The organism is Streptomyces sp. NPDC051567 (assembly GCF_044454165.1).
Taxonomy (GTDB): domain Bacteria; phylum Actinomycetota; class Actinomycetes; order Streptomycetales; family Streptomycetaceae; genus Streptomyces.
On record NZ_JBITDK010000017.1, the window covers coordinates 1 to 26,380 of the forward strand.

24 protein-coding genes are annotated in these 26,380 nt (G+C 71.0%); 12 read left to right on the forward strand and 12 right to left on the reverse strand.

What is annotated here, in order from left to right; translation table 11 throughout:
* Positions 1–99 precede the first annotated feature (99 nt).
* Both ACIA5F_RS19365 and ACIA5F_RS19370 read right to left on the reverse strand, forming a co-directional pair.
* Entirely contained in the window at positions 100–780 is a 681-nt protein-coding gene (locus ACIA5F_RS19365) for a polysaccharide deacetylase family protein (protein WP_399354493.1), read from the reverse strand.
* A 170-nt stretch (positions 781–950) separates the two neighbouring features.
* Positions 951–2,144 (reverse strand): RtcB family protein, encoded by a 1,194-nt coding sequence (locus ACIA5F_RS19370; RefSeq protein WP_399354495.1) that lies wholly within the window; start codon positions 2,142–2,144, stop codon positions 951–953.
* A gap of 232 nt (positions 2,145–2,376) precedes the next feature.
* Here ACIA5F_RS19370 and ACIA5F_RS19375 point away from each other — a divergent pair, with 232 nt between their 5' ends.
* From ACIA5F_RS19375 to ACIA5F_RS19385, 3 genes are all read left to right on the forward strand, one after another.
* Positions 2,377–3,282, forward strand: coding sequence for a DUF3558 domain-containing protein (locus ACIA5F_RS19375; protein WP_399354497.1), 906 nt, complete (start codon positions 2,377–2,379; stop codon positions 3,280–3,282).
* 139 nt (positions 3,283–3,421) lie between these two features.
* Entirely contained in the window at positions 3,422–4,192 is a 771-nt protein-coding gene (locus tag ACIA5F_RS19380) for a DUF3558 family protein (RefSeq protein WP_399354499.1), read from the forward strand.
* Positions 4,193–4,331: 139 nt separating this feature from the next.
* Entirely contained in the window at positions 4,332–5,969 is a 1,638-nt protein-coding gene (locus ACIA5F_RS19385) for a DUF2637 domain-containing protein (RefSeq protein ID WP_399354501.1), read from the forward strand.
* 200 nt (positions 5,970–6,169) lie between these two features.
* Here ACIA5F_RS19385 and lysS read toward each other — a convergent pair whose 3' ends face one another.
* Positions 6,170–7,957, reverse strand: coding sequence for a lysine--tRNA ligase (gene lysS / locus ACIA5F_RS19390; RefSeq protein WP_399354503.1), 1,788 nt, complete (start codon positions 7,955–7,957; stop codon positions 6,170–6,172).
* Between the two features lie 287 nt (positions 7,958–8,244).
* Between lysS and argS the strand changes: the two genes are divergently transcribed.
* Entirely contained in the window at positions 8,245–10,026 is a 1,782-nt protein-coding gene (gene argS / locus ACIA5F_RS19395) for an arginine--tRNA ligase (RefSeq protein WP_399354505.1), read from the forward strand.
* A gap of 58 nt (positions 10,027–10,084) precedes the next feature.
* Here the strand turns inward: argS and ACIA5F_RS19400 are convergent, their stop codons facing one another.
* The 4 genes from ACIA5F_RS19400 to ACIA5F_RS19415 all read right to left on the reverse strand — a co-directional run bounded on the left by ACIA5F_RS19400 (position 10,085) and on the right by ACIA5F_RS19415 (position 12,779).
* Entirely contained in the window at positions 10,085–10,420 is a 336-nt protein-coding gene (locus ACIA5F_RS19400; RefSeq protein ID WP_399354507.1) for a hypothetical protein, read from the reverse strand.
* A 38-nt stretch (positions 10,421–10,458) separates the two neighbouring features.
* Positions 10,459–11,409: a helix-turn-helix transcriptional regulator gene (locus ACIA5F_RS19405; RefSeq protein WP_399354509.1), complete on the reverse strand. Its 951-nt coding sequence runs from the start codon at positions 11,407–11,409 to the stop codon at positions 10,459–10,461.
* 303 nt (positions 11,410–11,712) lie between these two features.
* Positions 11,713–11,916, reverse strand: a complete 204-nt coding sequence (locus ACIA5F_RS19410) for a DUF397 domain-containing protein (protein WP_399354511.1) — start codon at positions 11,914–11,916, stop codon at positions 11,713–11,715.
* Complete coding sequence (locus ACIA5F_RS19415; protein WP_399354513.1) at positions 11,913–12,779, reverse strand: helix-turn-helix domain-containing protein; 867 nt, start codon at positions 12,777–12,779, stop codon at positions 11,913–11,915. Before ACIA5F_RS19415 ends, ACIA5F_RS19410 begins: the two co-directional genes overlap by 4 nt.
* A 391-nt stretch (positions 12,780–13,170) precedes the next feature.
* Here ACIA5F_RS19415 and ACIA5F_RS19420 point away from each other — a divergent pair, with 391 nt between their 5' ends.
* The 7 genes from ACIA5F_RS19420 to ACIA5F_RS19450 all read left to right on the forward strand — a co-directional run bounded on the left by ACIA5F_RS19420 (position 13,171) and on the right by ACIA5F_RS19450 (position 19,010).
* Entirely contained in the window at positions 13,171–13,590 is a 420-nt protein-coding gene (locus tag ACIA5F_RS19420; RefSeq protein ID WP_399354515.1) for an ATP-binding protein, read from the forward strand.
* Between the two features lie 348 nt (positions 13,591–13,938).
* On the forward strand, positions 13,939–14,451 hold the full coding sequence (locus ACIA5F_RS19425) for a radical SAM protein (protein ID WP_399354743.1): 513 nt from the start codon (positions 13,939–13,941) through the stop codon (positions 14,449–14,451).
* On the forward strand, positions 14,366–14,884 hold the full coding sequence (locus ACIA5F_RS19430; protein WP_399354517.1) for an SPASM domain-containing protein: 519 nt from the start codon (positions 14,366–14,368) through the stop codon (positions 14,882–14,884). The genes ACIA5F_RS19425 and ACIA5F_RS19430 overlap by 86 nt, the downstream gene beginning before the upstream one ends.
* Positions 14,881–15,504, forward strand: a complete 624-nt coding sequence (tmk, locus tag ACIA5F_RS19435; RefSeq protein ID WP_399354519.1) for a dTMP kinase — start codon at positions 14,881–14,883, stop codon at positions 15,502–15,504. Before ACIA5F_RS19430 ends, tmk begins: the two co-directional genes overlap by 4 nt.
* Positions 15,501–15,818 (forward strand): MazG-like family protein, encoded by a 318-nt coding sequence (locus tag ACIA5F_RS19440; protein WP_399354521.1) that lies wholly within the window; start codon positions 15,501–15,503, stop codon positions 15,816–15,818. Before tmk ends, ACIA5F_RS19440 begins: the two co-directional genes overlap by 4 nt.
* Positions 15,819–16,068: 250 nt before the next feature.
* Positions 16,069–16,770: an ABC transporter ATP-binding protein gene (locus ACIA5F_RS19445; protein WP_399354523.1), complete on the forward strand. Its 702-nt coding sequence runs from the start codon at positions 16,069–16,071 to the stop codon at positions 16,768–16,770.
* A complete protein-coding gene (locus ACIA5F_RS19450) occupies positions 16,767–19,010 on the forward strand; it encodes a hypothetical protein (RefSeq protein ID WP_399354525.1) in 2,244 nt (747 codons plus the stop codon). Before ACIA5F_RS19445 ends, ACIA5F_RS19450 begins: the two co-directional genes overlap by 4 nt.
* A 94-nt stretch (positions 19,011–19,104) precedes the next feature.
* Here ACIA5F_RS19450 and ACIA5F_RS19455 read toward each other — a convergent pair whose 3' ends face one another.
* The 5 genes from ACIA5F_RS19455 to ACIA5F_RS19475 all read right to left on the reverse strand — a co-directional run bounded on the left by ACIA5F_RS19455 (position 19,105) and on the right by ACIA5F_RS19475 (position 25,262).
* Positions 19,105–20,316 (reverse strand): MFS transporter, encoded by a 1,212-nt coding sequence (locus tag ACIA5F_RS19455; protein WP_399354527.1) that lies wholly within the window; start codon positions 20,314–20,316, stop codon positions 19,105–19,107.
* Between the two features lie 165 nt (positions 20,317–20,481).
* Positions 20,482–22,107 (reverse strand): FAD-dependent monooxygenase, encoded by a 1,626-nt coding sequence (locus tag ACIA5F_RS19460; protein ID WP_399354529.1) that lies wholly within the window; start codon positions 22,105–22,107, stop codon positions 20,482–20,484.
* Positions 22,108–22,229: 122 nt separating this feature from the next.
* Positions 22,230–23,810 (reverse strand): class I adenylate-forming enzyme family protein, encoded by a 1,581-nt coding sequence (locus ACIA5F_RS19465; RefSeq protein ID WP_399354531.1) that lies wholly within the window; start codon positions 23,808–23,810, stop codon positions 22,230–22,232.
* An 823-nt stretch (positions 23,811–24,633) separates the two neighbouring features.
* Complete coding sequence (locus ACIA5F_RS19470; protein ID WP_399354533.1) at positions 24,634–24,831, reverse strand: hypothetical protein; 198 nt, start codon at positions 24,829–24,831, stop codon at positions 24,634–24,636.
* Complete coding sequence (locus tag ACIA5F_RS19475) at positions 24,819–25,262, reverse strand: ATP-binding protein (protein WP_399354535.1); 444 nt, start codon at positions 25,260–25,262, stop codon at positions 24,819–24,821. The genes ACIA5F_RS19470 and ACIA5F_RS19475 overlap by 13 nt, the downstream gene beginning before the upstream one ends.
* A gap of 256 nt (positions 25,263–25,518) precedes the next feature.
* Between ACIA5F_RS19475 and ACIA5F_RS19480 the strand changes: the two genes are divergently transcribed.
* Entirely contained in the window at positions 25,519–26,370 is an 852-nt protein-coding gene (locus tag ACIA5F_RS19480; protein ID WP_399354537.1) for a Scr1 family TA system antitoxin-like transcriptional regulator, read from the forward strand.
* Positions 26,371–26,380: the final 10 nt, after the last annotated feature.

Below are 26,380 nucleotides of genomic sequence, written 5' to 3' on the forward strand. Positions count from 1 at the left end.
ATCCGAAGGATCAAGGCAAGAGCCGAGACGAAGTGAGCGCAGCGAACGCAGTCGCACCGGACGCCGCGGGCTCACCGGCAAACCTTTCCGGTCACAGCACTAGACCAGCCCCGCCGCCCTCAGGTGCGGCATCAGGGGAGCCGGCTTCAGCCCGGCGGCCTTCGCCGCGTCCAGGGCCCGCTGGAGGTCCGCGGCCAGGGTCGGCGTGAAGTGGAGCAGCACGATGTCCCCGGCCTTGAGCGTCGGGGTCGCGGGCGTCCCGCCCCAGGTGGTGAAGTCGTGCGTCCAGGTCACGACCGCCTTGACCCCGCACGCCTTCGCGGCGAGCCGCACGTCGTCGTTGAGGGCCATGTACGGCGGACGCAGCAGCTTCGGTTCCCGCCCGAAGGTCGCGGCCAGCTGCTCCCGGGCCCCGCACACCTCGGCGTCCTTGCCCGCCGCGTCGAGGGTGGTCAGGTCCGGGTGGCTGACCGTGTGGTTCTCGACGGTGGCCCGCCCCGGCCCGGTCTTCCCGGTGAGCGCGGTGAAGTACGCGGTGTCGTACGAGGTCGCCCCCGGCAGCAGGAAGAGCGTGGCGGGGACCCGCTTCTCCAGGAGGATGCGGGCGGCCTCCGGGTCGTGGTTCCAGCCGTCGTCGATGGTGATGAACACGACCTTCTCGCCGGTCGGCACGTGCGAGACGACGGGCGGCAGCCCGACCCCGGCCTGAGCGGAACCGGCAGCTCCGAGTGCGAGGGACAGGGACGCGAGCGCGGCGAGAAGCGCGCGGGATCTCCACATGTCGCACACCTTGGTCTGGACCATCTACCAGCGTCAACCCCCGCGCGGCACTTGATCCGACCGAAACCCCTTGAGAGAGAGGGGAGTTGGGCCCAGCACCGCTCCTCGCTCTACTCCCGTACCGCCACCGCGCCACCTCCCGCGCCGGATCAGCCCTTGACGCAGAGGGGTCAGCCCTTGACGCAGACGACCTGCCGGAGCTTGGCCACGACCTCCACCAGGTCCGTCTGCTGCTCGATGACGTGCTCGATCGACTTGTACGCGCCCGGGATCTCGTCCACCACGCCCGCGTCCTTGCGGCACTCCACGCCCCGCGTCTGCTCGGCCAGGTCGCGCGCCGAGAAGCGGCGGCGCGCCGCCGTGCGGCTCATCGCGCGGCCCGCGCCGTGCGAGGCGGAGTGGAAGGACTTCTCGTTGCCCAGGCCCCGGACGATGTACGAGCCCGTGCCCATCGAGCCCGGGATGATCCCGTACTCGCCGCCGCCCGCGCGGATCGCGCCCTTCCGCGTGACCAGCAGGTCCATGCCCTCGTACCGCTCCTCCGCCACGTAGTTGTGGTGGCAGCTGATCTCGTGGTCGAAGGAGACCTTCGCCTTCCGGAACTCCTTGCGGACGACCTCCTTGAAGAGGCTCATCATCACGGCGCGGTTGTACTTGGCGTACTCCTGCGCCCAGAAGAGGTCACCGCGGTACGCCGCCATCTGGGGCGTGGCCGCGAGGAAGACGGCGAGGTCCTGGTCGACGAGGCCCTGGTTGTGGGTGAGGCCGCGGGCCACGTCGATGTGGAACTCGGCCAGCTCGTTGCCGATGTTGCGGGAGCCCGAGTGGAGCATGAGCCAGACCGTGCCGCAGGAGTCGACGCAGACCTCGCAGAAGTGGTTTCCGCCCCCGAGGCTGCCGAGCTGGCGCATCGCCCGGTCGCGGCGGTACTTCACCTCGTCCGCGAGGTCGTCGAAGCGGTCCCAGAGGTCCCCGTACCCCGTCTCCGTGAAGCCGTACAGCCGCGCCGGGTCCACCGGGTCGCGGTGCATGGCCGCGCCCACCGGGATCGCCTTCTCGATCTGCGAGCGCAGCCGCGACAGGTCCCCCGGCAGGTCGTTCTCGGTCAGGGAGGTCCGTACGGCCGACATGCCGCAGCCGATGTCGACGCCGACCGCCGCCGGACAGACGGCATCCTTCATCGCGATGACCGAGCCGACCGTGGCACCCTTGCCGTAGTGCACGTCCGGCATGACGGCCAGGCCCTTGATCCAGGGCAGGGTCGCGGTGTTGCGGAGCTGGCGCATCGCGCCCTCCTCGACCGACGCCGGGTCCGTCCACATCCGGATCGCCACGTTCGCCCCGGGCACCTCTACGTACGGCATGAGCTGTCCATCCCCCGAAGACCACAGAAAACTTGGAAAGTGCAGAAAACGCGCAGGGAAGCGCGGAGACGTCTCCGCCCGTGGGTCCCTCCACGACAGGGGCCCGGCGGCGGTACCCGCGTGTGTGCGGCAGACCGTGTGCGATAGACATTGTGTCCATCCGTGCCCGAGGCGCGGCAAAGCATTTTTCCTGACCGCCGGGGGGCCGGCCGGTCGAAGGGAGTCATGGGACGTGCAGCGCAAGGCGGTACGGCGAGTCCTGCCCGGCATCGCGGTGCTCACCGCGCTCGTCGCCGGGGCGGCCGGTCTGACCGGGTGCAGTGGCGGCAGCGGCGGCGGGGGCACCACCGACGCGAAGGCGGGCAGCAGCGCCGCGCCGCCCGCGCCGCCCGGGAAGTACCGGAGCCTGCCCTCCGCCTGCAAGGCCACCGAGGGCAAGCGGCTGCGGGCCATGCTCCCGGCCGCCGACACCCTCACCGAGGGGCAGGTCGAGCAGCTCTACGAGGGGACCCCGGACGTCTCCTACGACGGCGACCGGCGCGTCGGCTGCCGCTGGAGCGCGCAGACGCCCGAGGAGACCCGGCTGCTGTCGGTCGGCTTCGAGCGCGTCATCTCCTACGACCGGGCCACCACCAGCGACGACGAGAAGGCGCAGGAGGTCTACACCCGCCGCCTCACCGACGCCCGCCTGCCCGCCCCCGCGACCACCGCCACCCAGCCCACCCCGACCTCCTCCTCCCCCGCCCCGCCCGTCGGCGCCCCTGCCACCACCCCGGCGCAGCCGTCCGCCGGGACCGCGCCGCCCTCGTCGCCCGCGCCCGGTGCCACCCCCGTGCCCGGGACCGGACCCACCACCGGAGCGAGCAATTCGGCTGCTCCCGGCCCGGCGCCCGAGCTGGGGTCCCGGGTCCTGGAGGGGCTCGGGAGCGAGGCGTTCCTCGACGACAAGCTCAGCGCGGCCGGGGCCAGCGCGGCGCAGGCCCGGACCGTGCGGATCGTGTTCCGCACCTCGAACGTCATCGTCACCGTCGAGTACGCCGTGCAGCCCGCGCTGCCCGGAGCGGTCCCGCCGAGCACCGAAACCCAGGACCGGGCACGGCAGTTGGCGCAGGCCCTGGCCGAGCGGCTCAGCGACTGACCGGGGCCGGACCAAGGGGGCGTACGGGGCTCACGTGACGGCGCGCACAGCAGGCGGGCGCCGGGTCGGGCTACCGTGGACCGGGCCCCCTGCCCGCAGATGACCGATATGTACCGCCCACACACGCACTGAAGGAACCATGCACCGATCAGCCTCGCGCCTCACTCGCGTCCTCGCCTGCGCAGCCGTCCCGGTGATCCTCACCGTCGCCGGGTGCTCGTCCGACTCGGGCAAGGGTTCGGCGTCGGAAGGCGGCACGAAGCCCTCCGCCGCCGCCTCCGGCAAGCCGAGCACCAAGCCCCCGGCCGCCCTGGAGAAGGCCGCTTTCGCCACGCTGCCCGACCCGTGCAAGGTGCTCCAGACGAAGACCGTCGAGACGCTCGTCCCCGAGGTCAAGGACAAGAACGGCACGGCGGCCAAGTCGAACGACCTGTCCAGCCGCGCCAGCTGCTCCTGGAACGGCCTGGACGAGGACGGCCTGAAGGGCTCGCAGTACCGCTGGCTCTCGGTCTCGCTGGTCCGCTACGACTCGCACTCCTCGCTCGGCTCCGCGAACAAGCGCGCCGAGGAGCAGTACACGAAGCAGGTCGAGACCGCGAAGGCGACCGAGGGCGCGCAGAACGTCAAGGCGGAGCCGTCCGGCGGCATCGGCGACCAGGCCACCTCGGTCGTCCACACCATGAAGAAGGACGCCGACTTCTTCAACACGACGCTCGTGGTGCGCACCCACAACGTGGTGGTCACCCTCGACTACAACGGCGCCGCGTACGAGGGCGCGGGCGCCCCCGACCCGGCCAAGCTGCTCCAGGACGCGATCGCGGCGGCCAAGGAGACGGTGGCCTCGGTCGACACGGCCAACCAGCAGCAGCCGGCCCAGGGACAGCAGCCTTCGCAGCAGCCCCAGCAGTAGAGGCACGCCCGTAGGCACGGCACTGGTCCTCAGGGGGGGCGAGGGGGCCGAGGGGGGGCCGAGGGGGCTGTGGGGCCGCTGACGTCCGGTCACCCGTACGCTGTGCCTGCCATAGCTCGACAAGGGGAGGGGATCGCGGGTGGCCGCGATGCAGCTGACGCGTACACACCGGATACTCATCGGCATCGTCGTGGCCGGAGCCGTGGTCATCGCGGGGATCGGCTTCGCCGGCTCGTACTCGGCGGTGCGCGAGCTGGCGTTGCAGAAAGGGTTCGGCAGTTTCTCGGTGGTGTTCCCGATCGGCATCGACGCGGGCATCTGCGTCCTGCTCGCGCTGGATCTGCTGCTGACCTGGATCCGGATTCCCTTCCCGCTCCTGCGCCAGACGGCGTGGCTGCTGACGGCCGCGACCATCGCGTTCAACGGCGCGGCGGCCTGGCCGGACCCGCTGGGCGTCGGCATGCACTCCGTGATCCCGATCCTCTTCGTGGTCACCGTCGAGGCGGCCCGGCACGCGGTGGGCCGGATCGCGGACATCACCGCCGACCGGCACATGGAAGGCGTACGGATCACCCGGTGGCTGCTGTCGCCGGTGCCGACCTTCAAGCTGTGGCGCCGGATGAAGCTGTGGGAGCTGCGCTCCTACGAGCAGGCGGTCAGCATGGAACAGGACCGGCTGATCTACCAGGCGCGGCTGCAGGCGCGGTTCGGGCGGGCGTGGCGGCGCAAGGCCCCGGTGGAGGCGCTGATGCCGCTGCGGCTGGCGCGGATCGGGGTACCGCTGTCGCAGACGGCCCCGGAGGGGCTGGCGGCGGCGGGCATCACCCCGATCCTCCTGCCCCCGGCCGCCCCGGTGGCTGCGGCGGTCCCGGCTGCGGCCACCGCCCCGGCCCTGCCGGCCGCCGCAGGCACCGCCGTCGCGACCGTCGCCACCGCTGCCGTCGCGACCGCCGTCGCGGTCACCGCCCCGGCTGCGGGACCCGTCCAGGGGGCCCCGGCTCCGGGGGCGCAGGAAGCCCAGCAACCGCAGCAGACCCAGCAGCACCCCGGACACCAGCAGGCACAGCAACCGCAGCAGCCGCAGCAGCCGCAGCAGCCGCACGCCGAGGCCCCGGCCCCGGCCGCCCAGGCCCCGGCCGCCCAGGGGCAGGACCAGGCGGGGCAGGGCCAGTCGCAGGGCGGCCCGGTGTTCACCAAGGGCCCCCAGGAGCAGCACCAGCCCCAGCAGCACCACGCGCAGCACCACGCGCAGCAGCCGCTCCAGCCGGGTGAGGCAGGGGCCGTCCTCATCGGCCCGGCGCCCTTCGCCGTGGACCCGACCGCCATGCCCGCCGCGCACAACAGCGCCTGGTTCGCCGGGCCGCGCGCCCCGCAGGCCGCGTACGAGGGCGGCTACAACCCGCACGTGGTGGAGGGCCTGGAGCCGACCCCGGTGATGCCCCCGACGGGCCCGCTCCCGGACGGCGAGGCCACCCCGGGGCCCGGCCCCGAGCAGCCCGAACTCCCCGACCCCGAGCGCGACGCGGACGGCGGGAACAGCGGGGACGGCGCGGACGAGCCCGAGCTCGACGAGGTGAAGTTCGCCGAGGCCGCCTACGAGGTCTTCCGCTCCTTCATCGACGAGTACGGGCAGTTCCCCACCCCGGAACAGGTGGACATCCACCTCACGGACCGCCACGCGATCGTGCACCCGCGCAGCGCCGCGCTGATCCGCCGCATGATGCCGGCGCTGAAGCAGCGCTACCAGACGGACCTGGAGAACGAGCACATCGCGTAGGACGGGCCCGCCCGCGCCGCAGCCCGCACCCGCGCACGGGTCCCCGTACGCGAAGGTCCGTACGCGAAGGTCCGTACGCGAAGGTCCGGCACCGCGAAGGCCCGTACGCACCGCAGCAGGCCCCGGACCTACGGAAGGGCCCGCGCCCCGGGGCGAAAGCCGGGGTGCGGGCCCTTCCGTGGAGCCGGGGTCTGCGGGTGTCAGGCCGCCAGGAGCTTGCGGACGCGGTCCGCGCCCACCGCCAGGAGGAGGGTGGGGAGGCGGGGGCCCGTCTCCCGGGTGACCAGGAGGCGGTAGAGGAGCGCGAAGAAGGTGCGCTGCGCGACCTTGAGCTCCGGGGTCGGCTTGGCGTCGGGCTCCAGGCCCGCCATGACCTTCGGGACGCCGTAGACCAGCGTGGTCAGGCCGTCGAGCGACCAGTGCGAGTCCAGGCCCTCCACCAGCAGCCGCAGCGAGGTGCGGCCCTCCTCGTCGAGGGAGGACAGCAGCTCGGTGTCCGGCTCGTCGCGGACCAGGGTGCGCTGGTCGGCCGGGACCTGGGTGGTGATCCAGTTCTCGGCGCGGTCCAGTCGCGGCCGGACCTCGTCCAGCGAGGTCAGCGGCGTCTCCGGGTCCAGGTCGCTGAGGATGCGCAGCGTCTGCTCGTCGTGCCCGGCGGTGATGTCCACGACCGAGGCGAGCGTGCGGTACGGCATCGGGCGCGGGGTGCGCGGCAGCTCGCCGGCGGCGGTGCGGACGGCGCGGGTGTGCGCGGCGGCGTCGGCGGGCAGGACGGAGCCGTCCGCGACCTTGGCCTCCAGCTTGTCCCACTCGTCGTACAGCCGCTGGATCTCCTGGTCGAAGGCGATCTTGAAGGACTGGTTCGGGCGGCGGCGCGCGTAGAGCCAGCGCAGCAGCTGCGGCTCCATGATCTTCAGCGCGTCGGCCGGGGTCGGGACCCCGCCCTTGCTGGAGGACATCTTGGCCATGCCGGAGATGCCGACGAACGCGTACATCGGTCCGATCGGCTGCTCGCCGCCGAAGATGTGCACGATCTGGCCGCCGACCTGGAAGGACGAGCCGGGCGAGGAGTGGTCGACGCCGGAGGGCTCGAAGACCACGCCCTCGAAGGCCCAGCGCATCGGCCAGTCGACCTTCCAGACGAGCTTGCCGCGGTTGAACTCGCTGAGCTTGACCGTCTCGGTGTACTCGTCCTCGGTGCAGACGTAGGTCAGCTCGGTGGTCTCGTCGTCGTACGCGGTGACCTTGGTGAAGTCCTTGCCGCACCGCCCGCAGTACGGCTTGTACGGGAAGTACTCGGTGCCGGCCGCGCTGCCGTCGTCCTCGGCCGCCGCGCCGGAGCCCTCGGCGGCCTCCAGCTCGGCCTCGTCCACCGGCTTCTGCTGGGGCTTCTTGCCGCCCGGCTTCTGCTTGGTGCGGTACTGGTCGAGCACGGCGTCGATGTCGCCGCGGTGCTTCATCGCGTGCAGGACCTGCTCGCGGTAGACACCGCTCGTGTACTGCTCGGTCTGGCTGATCGGGTCATACTCGACGCCCAGCTCGGCCAGCGCCTCGACCATGGCGGCCTTGAAGTGCTCGGCCCAGCTGCCGTACGGGGACCCGGCCGGGGCGGGGACCGCGGTCAGCGGCTTGCCGATGTGCTGGGCCCAGGACTCGTCCACGCCGGGGACGCCGGCCGGGACCTTGCGGTAGCGGTCGTAGTCGTCCCACGAGATCAGGTGACGGACGGCGATGCCCCGGCGGCGGATCTCGTCCGCGACCAGGTGCGGGGTCATGACCTCGCGGAGGTTGCCGAGGTGGATCGGGCCGGAGGGGGAGAGTCCGGACGCGACGACGACCACCGGAGCGGTGGCGGCCGACGTCCCCGCCGGTGTCTGCGCTGAGCTCTGCGCCGGTGTCTGCGCGCCGGGTGCTCGGCGCTCCGCCTCGGCGATGACCTCGTCCGCGAAACGGGAGACCCAGTCGGTCTCGGTGCTGCTCTGAGCCACGACACGTCCTTCTATCTCGAATGCTGGCTTAAGCCATTCTCCCAGACGGGAGAGGCCGCTCCGGGGTTGCCCGGGGCCCGTACATCACGGAAAGGGGGCGGTCGCCGCGTGGGATACTCGGCAGTCGTCGGAACAACCCCGTGCAACCTCACCCGTACAACCCCACCACGCAACCTCACCGTGTGACCCCACCCGCGCAACCTCACCCGTACCACCCCACCGCACGGCCTCACCCGTGCGACCCCACCCCGTGCGACACCCGTGCACCCTCACAGGAACGGCAGCTCATGGCCTCGGTCCCTTCCCTCGCTTCCTCCGTCACCCAGCGCGTCGCGGACGCCCTCGCGGCGGCGCTGCCGGAGGCCGGCGCCGCCGACCCCCTGCTGCGACGGAGCGACCGGGCCGACTTCCAGGCCAACGGCATCCTGGCGCTCGCGAAGAAGGCCAAGGCCAACCCGCGCGAGCTGGCGGCGACCGTCGTGGAGGCCCTGCCCACGGGTGACCTCATCCAGGAGATCGAGGTCTCCGGCCCCGGCTTCCTGAACATCACCCTCACCGACCGGGCGATCATCGAGACGCTGGCGGCCCGTGCGGGCGACGACCGCCTCGGCGTCCCCCTCACGCAGGAGCCGGGCACCACGGTGATCGACTACGCGCAGCCGAACGTGGCCAAGGAGATGCACGTCGGTCACCTGCGGTCCGCCGTGATCGGCGCGGCGATGGTGGAGATCCTGGAGTTCACGGGCGAGAAGGTGGTGCGCCGTCACCACATCGGGGACTGGGGCACCCAGTTCGGCATGCTCATCCAGTACCTGATCGAGCACCCGCACGAGCTCGACCACCGGGGCGAGGACGGCGCCGGGGCGTCCGGCGCGGAGGTCTCCGGCGAGGAGGCCATGTCCAACCTGAACCGCCTCTACAAGGCGTCGCGGGCGCTCTTCGACTCCGACGAGGAGTTCAAGACGCGGGCCCGCGCCCGGGTGGTGGAGCTCCAGGCCGGTGACGCCGGGACGCTGGCGCTGTGGCAGCGGTTCGTGGACGAGTCGAAGATCTACTTCTACTCCGTCTTCACCAAGCTGGACATGGACATCCAGGACCCGGACGTGGTCGGCGAGTCCGGCTACAACGACATGCTGACCGAGACCTGCGAACTGCTGGAGAAGTCGGGCGTCGCCGTCCGCTCCAACGGCGCGCTCTGCGTCTTCTTCGACGACGTCAAGGGCCCGGACGGCAACCCGACCCCGCTGATCGTCCAGAAGTCGGACGGCGGCTTCGGCTACGCGGCCACCGACCTCTCCGCGATCCGCGACCGCGTCGGCGCGCTGCACGCCTCCACCCTGCTGTACGTGGTGGACGCGCGGCAGGCGCTGCACTTCAAGATGGTCTTCGAGACGGCGCGCCGGGCGGGCTGGCTGAACGACGGGGTCAAGGCCGTGCAGCTGGCCTTCGGCACCGTCCTGGGCAAGGACGGCAAGCCGTTCAAGACCCGTGAGGGCGAGACGGTGCGGCTGGTGGACCTGCTGGACGAGGCCGTCGAGCGGGCGGCGGCCGTCGTGCGCGAGAAGGCCCAGGACCTGACGGAGGACGAGATCTCCGAGCGGGCGGCGCAGGTCGGCATCGGCGCCGTCAAGTACGCGGACCTGTCGACCTCGGCCGCGCGCGACTACAAGTTCGACCTGGACCAGATGGTGTCGCTGACGGGTGACACCTCCGTGTACCTCCAGTACGCGTACGCCCGTATCCAGTCCATCCTGCGCAAGGCGGGCGACCGCGAGCCGGTCGCGCACCCGGAGCTGGCGCTCGCGCCGTCCGAGCGGGCGCTCGGGCTGCACCTGGACCACTTCGGCGAGCTGGTCGCGGAGGCGGCGGCCGAGTACGCGCCGCACAAGCTGGCCGCGTACCTGTACCAGGTGGCCTCGCTCTACACGACCTTCTACTCGGAGTGCCCGGTCCTGAAGGCCGAGACCCCCGAGCAGGTCGAGAACCGTCTCTTCCTGTGCGACCTGACGGCCCGCACCCTGACCAAGGGCATGTCCCTCCTGGGCATCCGCACCCCCGAACGCCTCTGACCCCGAACGCCTCTGCCCCCGCCCGGATCACCCCACGATCCCGGCCGGTCCGGACGGGTCAGGCGGGGCGGAGGCGTTCGAGGAACTCGGGGACGCCGTCCACCTGCCGGTAGGGCGTGAAGGCGGGGGCGAGTTCGCGGACCAGGGTGACGCAGCGGTCGGCGCCGATGCGGGTGGCGAGGTCGAGCGACTCGGTGGCGACGACGAGGGCCTGTTCGACCTCGCGGGCCCGGAGGAGGCTTCGGGCCTCGTAGGTACGAAAGACCCCGCGCGTCTTGTCCCGGGCCCGGGGAAGCAGCGCCAGCCCTTCGCCGATGCGGGCGCGGGCCCCTTCCGTGCGGCCGAGGTCGAGGAGGCAGCGGCCGGAGTCCACGGCCAGGTCGGCGGGGGACATCCACGAGCACCAGGCCGGGGCGGGGCCGGTCGCGTCGGTCAGCAGGGCGGTCTCGGCGGCGGCGAGGTCGCGGTGGCAGTCGGCCGCCGCCCCGAGGGCGGCGTGGGCCCGGCCCTGCGCAGGTGGAGCAGTGCGCGGGCGGTGGGGTGGGACGTGTGGACCAGGGCCTGGCCCAGGGGTTCCACGGCGGACGCGGGCCGGCCGAGCCAGATCGACCGGTAGGCGAAGTCGGACAGGACCCCGGCGCCGAGGTCCCGGTCGCGGGCGGTGTGCGCGTTGGTGAGGGCGGCGTTCCAGAGCGTGCCGGCCGCGTAGTGCCGGCCCTGGTCGAAGCGGTACCAGCCGCACGCGCTGGAGAGGGAGGCCGCCAGGTGGTGCGGGCGGCGGCCGGTGGTCTCGCCGTAGCGGGCGCCTTCGAGGAGGTCGGTCACGGTGGCGAGGTGGGCGTCCATCAGCTTGACGGTGTGCTGGCGCCGTTCGGTCGGCAGGGCGGTCAGTTGGGTACTGGTCTCCTCCAGCCGGTCCACGAGCCCGTCGTCGACGCGGCGCCCGCCGAGCGCGGCCGTGAGCCGGTCGGGTGCGAGGGCGGCCCACTGGGAGGCCGGCCCGGCGAGGGCGGACGCGCTGGAGGCCAGGAAGGTACGGCGTTCACGGTTCATCGCGGCTCTCTGTGCGTCTCGTAGGGCGCGGACGGTGTACGCCGCCCCGAGCGGCACCGGGTCGTCCCGGCCCGGGAGCCAGTGGGGCCACGGGTACCGCCGCAGGTCGCGGGCGGGCACGCCGAAGGCGTCCGCGATCAGCAGCTGGGATTCGGGGTTCGGCGTCTTGCGGCCGTTCTCCCACCTGCTGACGGCCGCCTTGTCGGCACCGGACCGGAGCCCCTCGGGCCGCGTCGCGGCAGCACGGTGCAGGCGCGCCACGAGGTCGCTCTGGGACCAGCCGCGCAAGGCACGGGCGTAGGCGAGGGGGTGCCGGATCGGGTCGTCCACGGGAGCAATCCCCTCATCGACGGTGACGACCACGCTACCGCGCGTACGCACGGGACCACCCGGGGACAACGGCCGGTGGTGCCTGTTCCGGCGATGCCCGTGGGGATCTGTCCGTGGAGATCCGCCCGGCAGGCCGGAGCGGCCCGGTGTTCTGCCTCACCTCAGCCTGGCGCGTTGGTACCCGTACCACGAAACCGGGCCCCCACCCGCGAAGGCGGCGGCCCGGCCCATGAGTTGTCGGCGCCGGCGCTGACGATGTGTTCGCGCGGCCCCTCCTCGCGTCCGCCAGGGAGGGGACCGCTGCTACCAGCCGGAAGCCTGCACCGAGGTACGGAAAGCCGCCCAGGCCGCCGCCTCGAACTTGAGCACGGGGCCGTCGGTGACCTTGGAGTCACGGACGAACAGACCAGTGGTGGGAACGGGTGCTGCGACCTCCACGCAGCTGTTACCGCCCTCCTGGCTGTAGCTGGACTTCCGCCACGAGAGCTGTGACTGGTCGATGATCACTTGTTGGTCCCTTCCAGGTGCTTGGTGATGAGCTCCCGTGTCTCTTCCACGGGAAGTGCGACAGAGGCGATCTGAGCGAACATCGCCTCGGATGTCTCGAACTCGGCCGGGTCGTCCAAGAGCATCCCGCCCTGCTGGTTGTCCACGCTCAGCAGAGGCCGCCACGGGTGCGGAAACGTCAGCAGGGTGAAGGCGAAGTGCCCTCCGTGCGGCATGGTGGAGAGTGGTACGACACGGATCTCGACGTTCTCGTGGTACGAGGCGTCAAAGAGGCGGCGCAGCTGGTCCTTGATGACCGATCCGCCGCCCTTGAACTGGCCGTAGAAGGCGTACTCGGGTACGAGGAACCGGCATGTGACCGGCTCTCCAGGCCGTGTCAGAACCTGCTGGCGGGCCATCCGCAACGCAACCAGCCGCTCCAGTCTCCCGCGCAGGCGGCGATCGACCGATGTTGACATGAGTTCACGTGTGTAGGCAGGAGTCTGGAGGAGCGCCGGAATGTTGGTCGGCGTCCAGATGCGGATGCTCTCCGCCTCCGACTCCGCAGCGATGTAATCCAGCAGGTCCTGGGCTCCGGCATCGCGGAAGGGTGTCCACCAGCCGATGTCGGGCGGCTCCTCAGCAGCACTCGCCAGGACATCGACGGCGGCTTGATCAGTGACCCCGTACGCCTTGGCCAGCGCTCGCACTTCCTCGGCGGAGATGCGGTAGAGCCCGCGTTCGATACGAGTGAGGCGCGTGATGTCCCAGCTCATGAGCTTCGCCGCGTCGCCGGACTTGAGAGGAACGTCCTCGCGATAGCGACGCAGGTGGGAGCCTACGCGACGTCTCTTGAGCGTCGGGGTAGCACGTTTCTGCGTCATAGACGCAGCCTGACACGTCGTGAACTCGCGGCGATAGCGAACTCCTGTTCTACATAAGGCGGTTCGCGCGCTCGCATTGCGCAGAGACCGCCAATAGGAGCGCGATAAGGGTCCAGCGGGAGATGACCGCGCGTCAGTTCATGATCGATTCGTGGCGCTCTGTCATCGCATTCCCTGGGTCAGCGGAACCACCCCTCGCCCGACACGAGACCGCCGAGGTCGATGATGACGAGCCAGCGCAGGACCAGCACAGAACACACCCCGGCGATCACCCAGCCGGTCACTTTGCCCGACAGCACCACCGTTCCGAGGACTGCTCCTCAAGAACCTTCGAGCCGTACCTCGATCAGCAGTGCCTCCTCTCCGCTCCCAGTCTCGCGGGGGAAGCGTGATGGGCCCCGGGCAGCACTTCGTGAACGCCGCCCCGATCGGGCCCCCGTGCTATCAGGCGCAGTACCCCAACGAACCAGCGGCCCTTGCCAAGGTCAGGGCCGACATCGGCCTTTACCTCGGGACGTGGGGCCTGGAGTGCCTGGTCGACGATGCCCAGCTCGCGGCGACGGAGATCGTCGCCAATGCCATACAGCACACGGGGACGGGTGAGATCGGCGTGGATGTGACCTGGACCGGTGCACAACGGGTGCGGATCACCGTCACCGACGACAGCCCGGTCCTTCCGCGAACGGGCGCCGGTGACCTGCTCGCGGAGAGCCGACGCGGGCTGGTCCTCGTTCAGGCGCTGACCCGTGCCTGGGGCAGCCGGGCTGCAGGTACGGGCAAGCAGGTATGGGCGGATCTGGAACTCGGTTGAACAACCTGACCTGCGACATTCGTCGGCTTCACCGCCGGCCGTGAGGTGACCGGCAACACCTCGTCGGCATGCGCTCCCTTCACCACCAGCTACCCCGAAGCCACCCCGCGCAGCTGCTTTCCCTCCCTGACGGCCTCCAGGAACCTGGCGGCCGTCAGGGGCCACACCGAAAGGAAGCGAGGCACACCGATGGCCGCACGACCGATCTTGTCAGCGGGACGGGCCGCGTCCTGCTACTTCCGTACGACCGTGAGCTATGGGCGCCGCAAGGCGCTGATCCAGATCAACGAGCCCTGCAACCTGCACTGCGGGCACTGCTTCGTGTCCGCGACGAAGGCCGGGCACACCATGCCTCTGGCCGCGATCCGAGAGCAGGTAATCCCCCAGCTGATCGCCGCCCGCGTGGACCGCGTCACGCTGACCGGCGGGGAACCGTTCCTGCACCCCGACATCATTGAGGTGGTCCGGGCATTCCGGAGGGCCAGGATGAGCGTCGGAGTGTGCACGAACGCCACACTGACGACGGACAAGCAGATCGCCGCACTCGTTGCCATCGGCGAAGTCCACATGAACGTGTCCCTGGACGGCTTCGCGGCCGATTCCCACGGCAAGTTCCGGGGCGACCGGCAGTCGTTCCACACAACCGTCGACACGGTGAAGCGGTTCGGGGACGTGGGCACAAGGGCTCCTGTGCACACCGAACAACCTCGCCGAGGACCGCGAGTACGTAGAGCTGTGCGAGTTCGCCCGGGCCAACGGCGCGAAGTACGTGCTGATGAACCCCCTCGGTCCCATGGGGCGTGGCGAGAAAGTTCAGAGGAAACTGCGCCGCCCGGACGAGCACATGCGGCGCATCCATGAGATGACAGAGCCGTTCGCGACGGCGGACCTGGACATCGCGCACATCCGGTTCCCCAACGCGGACAAGCCGCTGTCGGGTTGCGAAGCGGGCACCATCATCTACGTGTTCGCCAAGGGGGAGGTGACGGTCTGCCCGTACCTGGTGTTCGCGGCGCGCACCCAGGTATCCCAGCACCCCGACACTGACTTCATCGTCGGTAACATCTTCGAGCACGACGACATCGCGGCCCGCCTGGATGCCTACCGCTTCCACGATCGGTGGAAGGTCGGCAACAATCCGACCTGTGGCTCTTGCAAGCTGTCGGACGGCTGCGGGAAGGGCTGCCCGGCGGCTGTCGTCGCGGCCGGAGAACGGATCGGCGCGGTGGACACCGAGCAGTGCCCCCGGGTGCCGGAGCACTCGCGTGTACTACCCCTGGTCGGCATGTCGTGAGCCGGGGTCTACTGGTCGCCGTCGACGGCCCGGGAGGAGTCGGCAAGTCCAGCGTGACCGCCGAGGTCTGCCGACAGCTCGCGCACGCCGGAATCCCTTCGTACGAAACCACCGAGCCGTCGATGACGACGATCGGCCGGGCCATCCGGCAGTGCACCGGGACGTACCAGGGGTACGCATTGGCCTGCCTGATCGCCGGAGACCGCCACCACCACGTCGAACACGAGATCCAGCCCCAGATGGGCCTGGGCGCCATCGTGGTCTGTGACCGGTACATCACGTCCTCACTGGTGCTCCAGCACATGGACGGGCTGCCGCAGGCCACCGTCTGGGAGCTGAACCAGCCACTGCTCATGCCCGACATCCAAGTGGTACTCACCGCCGACCCTGAGGTCACGTCCAAGCGGCTCGCCGAGCGGGGCGTGCACTCCCGGTTCGAAGAGATGAGCGACAGCTCATTCACCGAGCGCGACTACTACGAGCAGGCCGTGACCTTCCTGCGCGGCAGGGGTGTTGAGAGTGTCACGATCGACTGCACCGCTGCAGAACCGGTCGGAATAGCTCGCGACATCGTCGACTTGATCAAGATCCGGATGAAGCACCAGAGGAGCACACCATGACCGACACCGGCGTGTGGGCGGACATCGAGCGCATCGTGGACTGGCTGGATGCCGAGACGCCCGAGGACGGGCGGCTGATGGCCCGCGTCCTGAAGATCACCGAGGAGGTCGGCGAGGTCTCCGAGGCCCTCATCGGGGCCACCGCGTTCAACCCGCGCAAGGGTGCCTCCCACACCATGACGGACGTGGAGAAGGAGCTGAACGACGTGATCCTCACCGCGATGGTCGCGCTGCGCACCGTCACGAAGGAGGCGGGCGCCTCCTTCGAGGACCACCTCCGGGGCGTCGTGGTCCGCGCGGGCCTCACCGGGTAGCCCTACCACCGCACGTCCCCGGGCCGGGCCCGTACGGATCGCACGCGGAGCACGGCCGTTCATCACGGGAACCCCTGTCCCCCACTTTCGTGCGGGGGCAGGGGTTTTCCGCGATCAGGGCCCGGGGCGGGCGCGGGCGTGTTCTCGTGGTCGGCGGGGCGGGTGGCCCGGGCCGACGTGCGGCGCACGGCACCCGCCGGAGCGGTCACCGGGTCCGGTGGCCCCACGTCACGCTCAGTGAGTAGGGAACATGGCAAAGCACACCGTGTCGAACGAGACGCGGGTATCCACGGCGCTGGAGTTCGAGTCGCTGGAGTACACCATCGGCGACCGCACCCTGTTCGGAGATCTCGGTCTCCGGCTGACGGTGGGTGAGTCCGTCGCCGTGATGGGTCCCAGCGGCAGCGGGAAGAGCACACTGATCTCGTGCGCCCTCGGCCTGGTGAGTCCGCAGGGGGTGGTGAGGGTGGCGGGCTCCGACATCACGCGGATGAGGCGCCGGGAGCTGGCGCGGCACCGCGGCGCCCATACGGGGGTGGTGTTCCAGTTCGGCGAGCTGCTGCCGGAGCTCACACCGGTGGAGAACGTGGCGCTGGCGGGTCTCCTCTCGGGTGCCTCGCGCGGGGAGGCGTACGAGGACGCCCGGACGTTGCTGACGGAACTGGGGGTTCCCACCGCGGCGCGCTCGACCGGGACCCTGTCGGGCGGTGAGCGTCAGCGCACGGCGGTGGCCCGGGCCCTGATCAACAAGCCGGTGCTGCTGCTCGCCGACGAACCGACGGGCGCGCTGGACGACGCGAACCGCGACAGTGTCGCGGACCTGCTGTTCCAGGTGCCGAGCCGCTGGGAGTGCGGCCTGCTGGTCGTCACCCACGACGAGCAGGTCGCCAACCGCGCCGATCGCGTGCTGCGTCTCGTCGACGGCGGGCTGCGGACAAGGAGCACGGTGTGAGCCGGAGGAACCGGATGGACCCGGTGGGCCGAGGGCGGCGCGTGCCCCTGTGGTGGCAGTTGTTACGGGTCGGGGCGGCGGCGGGCCGTGAGGCGTCGGCGGGGCGGGCGAGATGCGTCGCGCTCGCCTGCGCCACCGTCGCCGTGAGCCTGGTGGTCTGCGCGTTCACGCTGGTCTTCGCCGCGTACGAGGGGCGGGACCTGCGGGACGCGGCCCGTTCACCGGTCCATGCCTCGGAGGGCGCGCAGGCGCGCCTGCTGTACCGGCCCACGTTCGACGTGGTGGACGACCTGCAGTTCCAGGTCGTCCAGCTGGTGCCGCTGGTCGAGGGTGCCCCGTTGCCGCCCGGGTTGTCGGCATGGCCGGAGCCGGGCCAGGCGGTCCTGTCCCCGGCGCTGCTCGCGGCGGGACGGGACGAGGGCATCACGACCCGGTACGGCGCCCTGGTCGGCACGATCGGGAAGGAGGGGCTGGCGAGCCCGGCTGAACGGATCGCGTACGTACGGCCGTTCGTGACCCCCGGCGACGGTGACAGCGAAGGCGGCGGGGACAGCGGCCGGATGTGGCCCGTCAGCGGATTCGGTTCGGCCACCCCCTCCAGCATCGGCGAGGGCTCGTTCGTCAAACCCCGCTACCTGCTGCTGGGCATCCTCGTCTTCATGGGGGCGATACCGGCGGCGGCCCTGTCCGTGTCCGCCGCGCGGGCCGGATCGGACAGCCGTGACCAGCGCACGGCGCTGCTGGGGGCCCTGGGCGGCGGCGCGCGGGTCCGCGCCGCCATCAATGTGGGTGAGGCCGCGCTTCCGGTGGCCGTCGGTGCTCTCGCCGGTGCGGGAATGAGCGTGTGGGCGCTCTCCCACGACACCGGGCTGCCGTGGGTGGATTACACCCTCGCCTCCGTCGACGCGCGGCGCTGGTGGTGGGCCGTTCTGGGCGCCCCGCCGCTGGCCGCGGCTCTCGTCCTGCTGTGCGTCGTCCTGACCCACCCGCCGCAGGACCGGCGCCAGAAGGGCCGGGGCCAGGGGGTCCGGCCGCGTCTCGTACGGACCCGGCTGCCCCGCTGGTGGCCCTACCTGTGCCCGTTCATGGTGTGCATCGCGGTGCTGGGCCCCGGGCTGGCGCCGAATCCGACCGTGCGTCTGCTGGGCTACCTGATCGGGGTGGGCGGCACGGTCCTGACCCTGCCCTCGCTGATCGGTCTCGCGGCCGTGGCCGCCGGACACGGACTGGCCGCCGTGGGCCGCCGCACGGGCCGCTCGGGCGCCCTCGTCTCCGGGCGCTGGGCGGCGGCCTGGCCCGGTGCGACCGTACGGCTCACGGCCGGGGTGATCATCGCGTTCGTCCTCGTCGGGCAGACCCAGCTGTGGGTCACCCGCGGCACCGGGCCGGTGGTGCAGGCCCGGCAGACGGCGGACCGGGTGGGGTCCAGCGCCCTCCTGATGCGGGTGGACGACGACACGCCGGCCCCGCGCGCGTTCCTCGACGCGCTGCCGGCCGGGGTCGGGGTCCTGCGGCTGGACCTCGACCCGGAGAAGGGGACCTTCGAACTGGGCGGCCCGTGCGAGGTGTTGCGACGGCTCGCCCTTCCCTGCGCGCCGGAACCGGTACCGGTCGACCTGCGGAACGCGGACGTACGGGTCCAAGAGCTCTCCGCCTGGAACTCGGCCGGCCGGAACCTGGCGGTACGGCAGACACCGACGCCTGCGGGTTCCATCGTCGTGCTGGTGGGGGAGGCGGGACAGCAGATCCCGGTGCCCGCGGTGAAGGAGGCCGCGAACCGGCACTTCAGCATGGGCATTTCGGTCGAGACCATAGGCGGTGCCTCGCTGACCAGCGCGAACGAGTACGACCGCCTGGGGCGGTGGGTCCTGCTGTCCGGCGCCTTCGCGATCGTCGTCATCGCGGTCTCCATCATCGTGTCGAACCTCGCGGAGTTCGTCCGCTTCAGCCGCCAGATCACCGCGCTGAGCGTGCTCTCCGGCAACCGGACGATCTACCTCAGCACCTCGTTCTTCACCCTGTTCCTCCCCCTGTCGGCCGCTTCGCTGATCGGCCTGGCCACCCACTACTGGCTGTCCACGCCCATGACGGACGGAGCCCACTCCAACGGGGCGTCCCACTCCTGGCCGGTGCTGAGCGCCGTACTCGCCACCACGGCCGCCATGGCACTGTTCGTGTGGCTCTGGGGTGCCTACGGCGCGGTGCGGCTGACACACCGGTGGCGCGCGACGGCCGACTGATCGCACGCGGTCCCGGCGGCGGGGCTGGTGTCGGGTGGGCACGGCTCCGCCCCGCGGCCAGGGGGGCGCGGGGCGGGGCGGGGGTGGGGGTGGCTCAGCCTCCGGAGGAGGTCAGGGTGGACTTGTTGCGTCCGCTGACGGTCGCCAGGGTGACGATGGCCAGGGCCGCGCCGATCCACAGGACGCTCGTGGTGGAGATGCCGTCGACGGCGAGGCCGCCGAACAGGGCGCCGAGCGCGATGGACAAGTTGAAGGCGGAGACGTAGAGGGAGGACGCGGCCTCGGTGGCGTCGGGGGCCGCTTCGAGAATCCAGGTCTGGAAGGTGACCGGCACCGCGCCGTACCCCAGCCCCCAGAGGATCATGATGGCGCCCGCGGTCCACACGTTGGTGTCGACCACCGCGAGGAGCACCAGCGCCGCGGTGATCGTCACGGCGATGGCCACGACGGTCTGCCGCAGCCGGGTGCCGATCAGCGCGCCGGCGATGAAGTTGCCGGTGATGCCGGCGATGCCGAAGACGAGCAGCAGCACACCGATCATGCTGCCGTCGATGCCGTCACCGGTGAGCACCGGGCGGACGAAGGTGTAGGCCAGGAAGTGGCCGGTGATGACGAGGAACGTCATGGCGATGCCGGCGCGGACGCCCGCGTTGCCCTTGAAGACGTTCGGCAGGTCCGAGAAGCGGATCGACTGCTCGGCGGGCACCTTCGGCATCAGGCAGAGCATGAGCGCCAGGGCGATGAGGCCGAGGATGCCGACGCACATGAAGGCGGTGCGCCAGTCGCTGAGGTCGCCGATGAAGGTACCGGTGGGAACGCCCAGGACCGAGGCGGTCTCGACGCCGCCGAAGATCACCGCGGTGGCGCGGGGGACGTGCTTCTTCGGGACCAGGCGCAGCGCGATGCCACCGGCGAGGGCCCAGAAACCGCCGACGGCGATGCCGATGAGGAAGCGGGCGATCAGGATGACGGTGAAGCTGTCGGCGAAGGCGGAGGCGAGGTTGGCCGCGCCCATCAGGCCGATCAGGACGGCCAGCACGATACGGCGGTCGATGCGGGTGGTCGCCACGGTGACCAGGGGCGCCGAGATGGCCGCGACCAGGCCGGGGACGGTCACCATCAGGCCCGTCGTGCCCTCGGACACGTTCAGGGCGGAGCCGATCGGGGTGAGCAGACCCACCGGCAGGAGTTCGGAGGTCATCAGGGAGAAGATGCCCAGGGTCACCGCCAGGACGGCGAGCCAGCCCTTGACGGGCGAAGGGGTTGGGCTGGTGTCGGTGGACACCGGTGCGTCGACGGTTGTCATGACTTTCGTGAACCCTTCGGGAGGATCGAGCGGGAGGTGGTCCCGGCGGGCCAGGGCGGCGGCCCCACGGGTGGGTCGTACGGGTGTTGTCGTGCGGGCGAGTCGTGCGGGGTGTCCGGGGCGGACAGTGCGTTCGGCCGGGGCGGACGGGGCCGGGGGTGGGGATCAGCTCGGTCTTCCGGGCAGGGCGCCGCTCGTGGACGTGCTCGGTGTGCGCGGGGTGTTCGGTGCGGCCCCGGGGGTGAGGGCCAGGGCGAGTTCGTGTTCCAGCCGGTTCAGGTCGCGGGCGTGGCCGTGGGCGGCGATATGGCCGTCCGGGCGTATCAGGTAGTAGCCGGGCCGGGTGCAGATCCCGTCGGCGCGGGCCGGGCCGTCGTCCGGCCGGAGCACGGTCAGCCCCGGCCGCCGGGCCGCGACGTGCCCGGCCTCGGCCGCCCACCCGGGGTCGCCGGAGGGCGGGCGCAGCAGCAGCGTCCAGGCCCGCGGGTCCGCGTCCGGGCCCGCCGAGCCGAGTGCCGAGGCGGCCCGGCGCGGGAAGACACTGCCCGGCCCGACCGCGCCGGGCAGCCGGCCGCGGGCCCGGCAGGCCCGGCTGGACGGCTGCTGGGTGTCCCGCTCGGCGGGGTAGGCGAGCCGCCGTCCGGCCATCACCGGCGCGTACAGCCGGGCCGCCGCGCCGGAGCGGTCCAGCAGTGTGAACGCGGTGTCCCGGGCGGTCACCCGGGCGGCGCTCCGGGCGGTCAGTGCCCGGGTGTGCAGGTCGGTGTCGCGGACGATGCGGCGGGTGGCCTCGGCGCGTTCCGGGCCGTAGCCGTCCAGGAGGGTGGACGGGGAGCGGCCCTGGATCACCGCGGCCAGCTTCCAGGCGAGGTTGTGGGCGTCCTGGAGGCCGTTGTTCATGCCCTGGCCGCCGGCCGGGCTGTGCACGTGGGCGGAGTCGCCGGCCAGGAAGACCCGGCCGCGCCGGAACGCGGCGGCGCGGCGGGCGTGCACCCGGAAGACGGTCTCCCAGACCGGCTCGGTGATGCGCACGCCCCGCGGGCCGCGCGCGTCGATGAGCTGCTGCATGTCGTGCCGGGACATCGCGGCGCCCTGGGGCATCACGGACAGGAAGCGGAACACCCCCGCCGGCTGCGGCACGACGACCAGGGTGCCCGTGGGGCTCTGGTAGTACGCGATCTCGTCCGGCGGCAGGTGGCCCTCGATGTAGGTGTCGACCAGGGCGAACGCCATCTCGTAGGTGCGGCCCTCGAAGCCGATGCCCAGCTGTCCCCGTACCGTGCTGCCGGCGCCGTCGGCGCCGATGACGAAGGGGGCCCGGAAGCGTTCCACCAGGCCGTCGCCGTGGTCCAGGACGGCGGTCACCGGGCCGGAGGCCTCGATGTCCCCCGAGAAGTCCACGTCGTCGAGGCAGAGCAGCCGCACCCCGCGCTCGACTTTTGCGCCCAGCTCGTGCAGGCGTGCGGTGAGGATGCGTTCGGTCTCGTACTGCGGGATCTGGCGGGCCGCCAGGTCGTCGGTGAAGGTGAGCGAGGCGACCGGCCTGCGGTCGGAGAAGTAGCGGAACGCGTGGACGGGGACGGACGCGCGCCGCACCTCCTCGCCGACTCCCACGTCCGTGAGGATGTCCCGCACCCGCGGCCACAGCGACAGGGCCTTGGGCACCCCGGCGGGCGCGGGGGCACGGTCGACGATCCGGACGCGGACACCGCGCCGCAGCAGCTCGCACGCGGCGAGCAGTCCGGTCGGTCCGCCTCCGACGATCAGGACGTCGGCATCGCCGGCAGTCACGTGGGTCCTCCTTGCTGTGGCCGGGAGGCCGGAATCAGGACGGGGTCAGGACGGGGTCGGGGAAGGGTCAGAGCAGGGTCAGGGCAGGTCAGAGGCAGTTCAGGGCAGGGGCTGGACGGGGATCAGGACGGGTTGTCCGCGGCGCGCAGCCGGAGCAGCCGGGCGGTGAGTTCGAGCCGCTGCACCTTCATCGTGGCGGTGCGCGGGAGTTCGGAGAGCTTCATCTGGACGGGGTCGGCGAGCTGCGGCCACTCGGCGGTCGCCGTCTTCCAGCGCCGCGGGTCGATCGGCAGGTCGTCGCGGGTGCACAGCACCGGCACGGGCTCCTTGTCCACGCCCGGGACGACGACCAGTTCGGTCAGCTCGTCCAGGCGGCCGATGACGGTGTCCTCGATCTCCAGCGTCGAGTGGACGCCGGGTATCGCGTCGACCTCGCGGTCCAGCAGGTGCAGACAGCCCTCGTCGGTGCGGTACCCGAGGTCCATACCGCGCCACCAGCCGCCGAACACCTGGGCGTCGTAGCGCTCCCGCTCGCCGAAGTAGCCCAGGCACCGTCCGGCGGCCTGTACGTCGATGTAGCCGGGGTTGTCCCGGGTGACTTCCTGGCCGTTGCGGCTGACGAGACGGAACTTGGTGTCGGAGGGGAACGCGTTGCCCTGGCAGCGGCCGTCCGCGCCGAGCGCCGTGGAGCGGGTGAAGGCGCGGCCGACCAGCGGGCCCGTCTCGCTCTGCCCGTAGATCTGGTAGAAGAGCGGCGAGCTGCGGTCGGTGGCGTGCAGCAGCTTGTGCATGGTGCTGGGGTGGATGGCGTCGAAGGTGGTGCTGAAGTACTTGACGTTCGCGAGCGGTCTGAGGGGGTGATCGGCCAGCACCTCCCACTCCATGAAGGAGTTGGGGTGCGACTCGATGAACCCGGGCCGGGTCTCGGCCCACAGCGCGGCGGCCTTCTCGGGGTCCGCGTCGCTCATGATGATCGTGCGGTGGCCCCGGGGCAGCAGGACGGCGAGCGCCAGCGGCATCCGCGAGTGCACGTACGACACGTGCATGGCCACGGTCTCGTGCTCGCGGATCATGTCGAAGAGCTTGGCCTGGGGGCGGTAGCGGCCGTGGAGCGTGCGGGCGGAGTGGACCACGAGCTTGGGCAGTCCGGTGGTGCCCGAGGTGTGGGTCATCAGCGCCGGGAGGTCCAGGTGCGGGACGACCGGGGCCTGGCGGGGCGCTCCGGCGAACTCCTCGATGGAGACGGCGCCCTCACGGGCTCCGTTCGCGCTGATCACCTTGACGGTGAAGTCGCCCAGCGGGATGCCCGCGAACGGGCCGTCCAGCTTCGCGGTGTCGGTGATCAGGTACGGGTGGTCCAGCCGCCGCAGCAGCGCGACGACGCTGTTGGCGTCGAGCGCCGGGGAGAGCTGTACGGGTACGGCACCGAGCCGGGAAACCGCGCTGGAGAGGATGTTGATGTCCAGGCCGTCGGACTTGTGGATGGCCACGCGCTCGGTCGTGCGCACGCCGGCCGCGTGGAGGCGGGCCGCCATGTCGTCGATGTGCTCGGCGAGCTGGGCGAAGGTCATCTCGCGTCCGGCGTCCGGGAGCAGGTCCAGGTCGTGGTCGAGGATGATGATCTGGTCGCCGTGGTCCGCGGCTGCCCGTTCGGCGACGAGTCCCATGTAGAGGCCCTTGTCGCTGGCCTGGACAGGAATCATAGGTACAGCCCCTCAGGTTGTGTGCCGCCACGCTGACGCGGCTTCTCGGTGAGAACGTCACCAACGAAACTCACACAGCGCGGCGGGCCCGAGAAGGAACCGACCGGGAATCCATCAGTTCGCCGCCCGTTCCTCTTTTTCTCCGTCAGGTCGGGACCGGGACCTCACAACCCGCTTTTGTGCGAGGGAAGTTGCTACTGGGCGACGCGGGGCGGGGGCGGCGGGTGGGGCGTCGGCGGGGGCCGGGAGGAGCGTCGCGGGTACCCGGGTGGAGGTGTGCGGCGGGGCGCGCGTTGCCCTTCGGAGCGGCTCTCATTGCCAGGCGTAGAGCTTGGGCGATCTGCCCCGGCTCTTCCGATGAAGGTAGGTGTGAGTTATGGCACGTCGTCTCTCCACCGTTCTCGGCGCCCTGGCCGCCGCAGCGGTCCTCGCGGTGGTCTCGCCCTTCTCGGCCGTCGCGGCCTCGGGGGAACTCGCCGTCAACGGCACCACCTTGCTTCCCCTCTCCGGCATCCGCCCCCCACGTCGGGAGGCGTTTTCGGGCGGACCCGGGGGACTTGGGGCGGCTGATCGAGCCGTGCGTGTCGGCCGCGCCTCGGGGCGTGTTCCGGCTCGGGTTCGGTCACGGGCTGGAATGCCACCCGCACGGGGTCACTCCAGCAGTAGCAGGTGCAGGTGTGTCCGGCATGGTCAACAGGCGGGGGCGTCATGGCGCGTAGGGGCGAGGGCATCGACAGGTAGATCGCGATCAGGGCGAGCACGGCAAGGCTGACAGAGAGCACCGTCACTCCCCAGAACGCACGCTCGGCAGAGGTAGCGAGGATCACGCGATCACCCCGTTCACGCCGGCCCGGGGTCGCACCTCAAGGTCGAGGACGTCGGCGAGCGCATGAACAAGACGGCGCCCGGCGGGGGCCGAGATCTCGACGATCGTGCGCTCGTCGAGGCGGAGCCAAAGGCCATCGCCGCACCTGGGCACTGAGACGCCCACGCCATCAAACGGCACGGTCAAGAAGAGCACCGGGCCCCCTGGTTCTCGGCCAAGCTGAACCACACCGTTTTGTGCGTTCCGATGCCCTGAATCACGTTCCAGACCTCGGCGTATTCGGCGATCAGACGCAGCCCCCGCCCGCTCTGCCGGGTGGTCGACACCTCAGGAAGTTCGGCGGGCAGTGAGTTTGCCGCCTCGTCATCCATGACGAACACGAACACGCGGGCATCCGTCACGGACACCTCGACCGTGATCGCTGGCGCATGGGTGTGCATGTGCGTGTTGGTCACTGCCTCGGAAGTGCATAGCCTCGCCGCCTCGACGAGCAGCGGGTGCCCGAGCACCTGCAACAGGCAGGCCACCCAATCCCGGGCGAGTCGGACCGTCCGCGCCTCATTGGGGCCGGTGAAGCTGTACCGCCTGCTCGGCGGGTCCGGCCTTCGTGCCGTTAACTCACTCATGGTCATTTCCTCGTCTCCCAACGCGGTGATGCTCGCGTCGCGCCATGCGTGGCTATGGCCGCTCCCCGGGGTGACGGCGCATCAAGGCGCGCGTCAGCGGCTGCACTTCGGTCTTACTGGCGTGCGACGCGGTGCTGTGAAGACGGTAGCGTGTCCGTCTCACGTGTAGTACCCCTTCGCCTAAACAGTGGGACATGGTGGACCGTGCATCCGGCCACGGGCCACACTGAGACCCAAACGGAGGGGAAGGAAGCCGATGCCACCGAGGAAGGCGCCGACCGCGCGACAGCAGCGGTTGGGTTCCGAGCTGCGAAAGATCCGGGAACACGCCGGCCTCACGCTTGTTGAAGCGGCGTCGCAACTGCGGACCGACCGAACCACCATGAGCAACAGCGAGTCAGGGCGCTTCGGCGTGAGCCCCGAACGCGTACGAGCGTGGACCAGTCACTACGGATGCCCTGACACGGCATACGTCGAGGCGCTCGTCGCCATGGCCGCGGAGCGTGGGGGCGGGTGGTGGGACGAGTACCGAAACGATCACTCCGCCGCGACCTTGGATCTCGCCGAACTCGAACACAACGCGAAGGCATTGCGTGCCGTGCAGATCATGCACATGCCTGGCCTGCTCCAGACGGAAGAGTACGCACGCGCGGTGTTCGAGGAGGCCGTGCCGCCCTTGAGTCCGATAGACCTTCGGCGGCGTCTCTCCTATCGCCTCAAGCGACGAGACGTTCTCGATCGCCCCTCGGCGCCGGAGTGCACGTTTCTGATCCATGAGGCTGCGCTGCGCATGAGGTTCGGGGGCCGGAAGGTTGCAGCCGACCAGCTCGACTATCTGCTGAAACAGTCGGAGCGCGACAATGTGACCGTACGGGTGATCCCCTTCCGGGTCGGCGGTTTCCCGAACGCCGGAAGTTCGACACTCTATGCGCATGGACCGGTAGCGCAGCTTGACACGGTGCAGACGGACACCCCGCACGGCCCCGCGTTTCTCGACGCCGAGACGCGACTCGCCAACTACCGGGCAGTTCTCGATCGGACCGAAGAGCGGTCGTATGACCCTGTTCAGTCCCGCGATTTCATTCACGAAATGGCGCAACAAGTATGAAGGCGTGGGA

Bases quoted from the DNA above. Each gene is read 5' to 3' on its own strand.
- ACIA5F_RS19365 (WP_399354493.1), bottom strand. From the start codon at position 780: ATGTGGAGATCCCGCGCGCTTCTCGCCGCGCTCGCGTCCCTGTCCCTC.
- ACIA5F_RS19370 (WP_399354495.1), bottom strand. From the start codon at position 2,144: ATGCCGTACGTAGAGGTGCCCGGGGCGAACGTGGCGATCCGGATGTGG.
- ACIA5F_RS19380 (WP_399354499.1), top strand. From the start codon at position 3,422: ATGCACCGATCAGCCTCGCGCCTCACTCGCGTCCTCGCCTGCGCAGCC.
- argS (WP_399354505.1), top strand. From the start codon at position 8,245: ATGGCCTCGGTCCCTTCCCTCGCTTCCTCCGTCACCCAGCGCGTCGCG.
- ACIA5F_RS19400 (WP_399354507.1), bottom strand. From the start codon at position 10,420: ATGTCCCCCGCCGACCTGGCCGTGGACTCCGGCCGCTGCCTCCTCGAC.
- ACIA5F_RS19415 (WP_399354513.1), bottom strand. From the start codon at position 12,779: ATGACGCAGAAACGTGCTACCCCGACGCTCAAGAGACGTCGCGTAGGC.
- ACIA5F_RS19420 (WP_399354515.1), top strand. From the start codon at position 13,171: ATGGGCCCCGGGCAGCACTTCGTGAACGCCGCCCCGATCGGGCCCCCG.
- ACIA5F_RS19425 (WP_399354743.1), top strand. From the start codon at position 13,939: ATGCCTCTGGCCGCGATCCGAGAGCAGGTAATCCCCCAGCTGATCGCC.
- ACIA5F_RS19430 (WP_399354517.1), top strand. From the start codon at position 14,366: ATGAACCCCCTCGGTCCCATGGGGCGTGGCGAGAAAGTTCAGAGGAAA.
- ACIA5F_RS19440 (WP_399354521.1), top strand. From the start codon at position 15,501: ATGACCGACACCGGCGTGTGGGCGGACATCGAGCGCATCGTGGACTGG.
- ACIA5F_RS19445 (WP_399354523.1), top strand. From the start codon at position 16,069: ATGGCAAAGCACACCGTGTCGAACGAGACGCGGGTATCCACGGCGCTG.
- ACIA5F_RS19455 (WP_399354527.1), bottom strand. From the start codon at position 20,316: ATGACAACCGTCGACGCACCGGTGTCCACCGACACCAGCCCAACCCCT.
- ACIA5F_RS19465 (WP_399354531.1), bottom strand. From the start codon at position 23,810: ATGATTCCTGTCCAGGCCAGCGACAAGGGCCTCTACATGGGACTCGTC.
- ACIA5F_RS19475 (WP_399354535.1), bottom strand. From the start codon at position 25,262: ATGAGTGAGTTAACGGCACGAAGGCCGGACCCGCCGAGCAGGCGGTAC.
- ACIA5F_RS19480 (WP_399354537.1), top strand. From the start codon at position 25,519: ATGCCACCGAGGAAGGCGCCGACCGCGCGACAGCAGCGGTTGGGTTCC.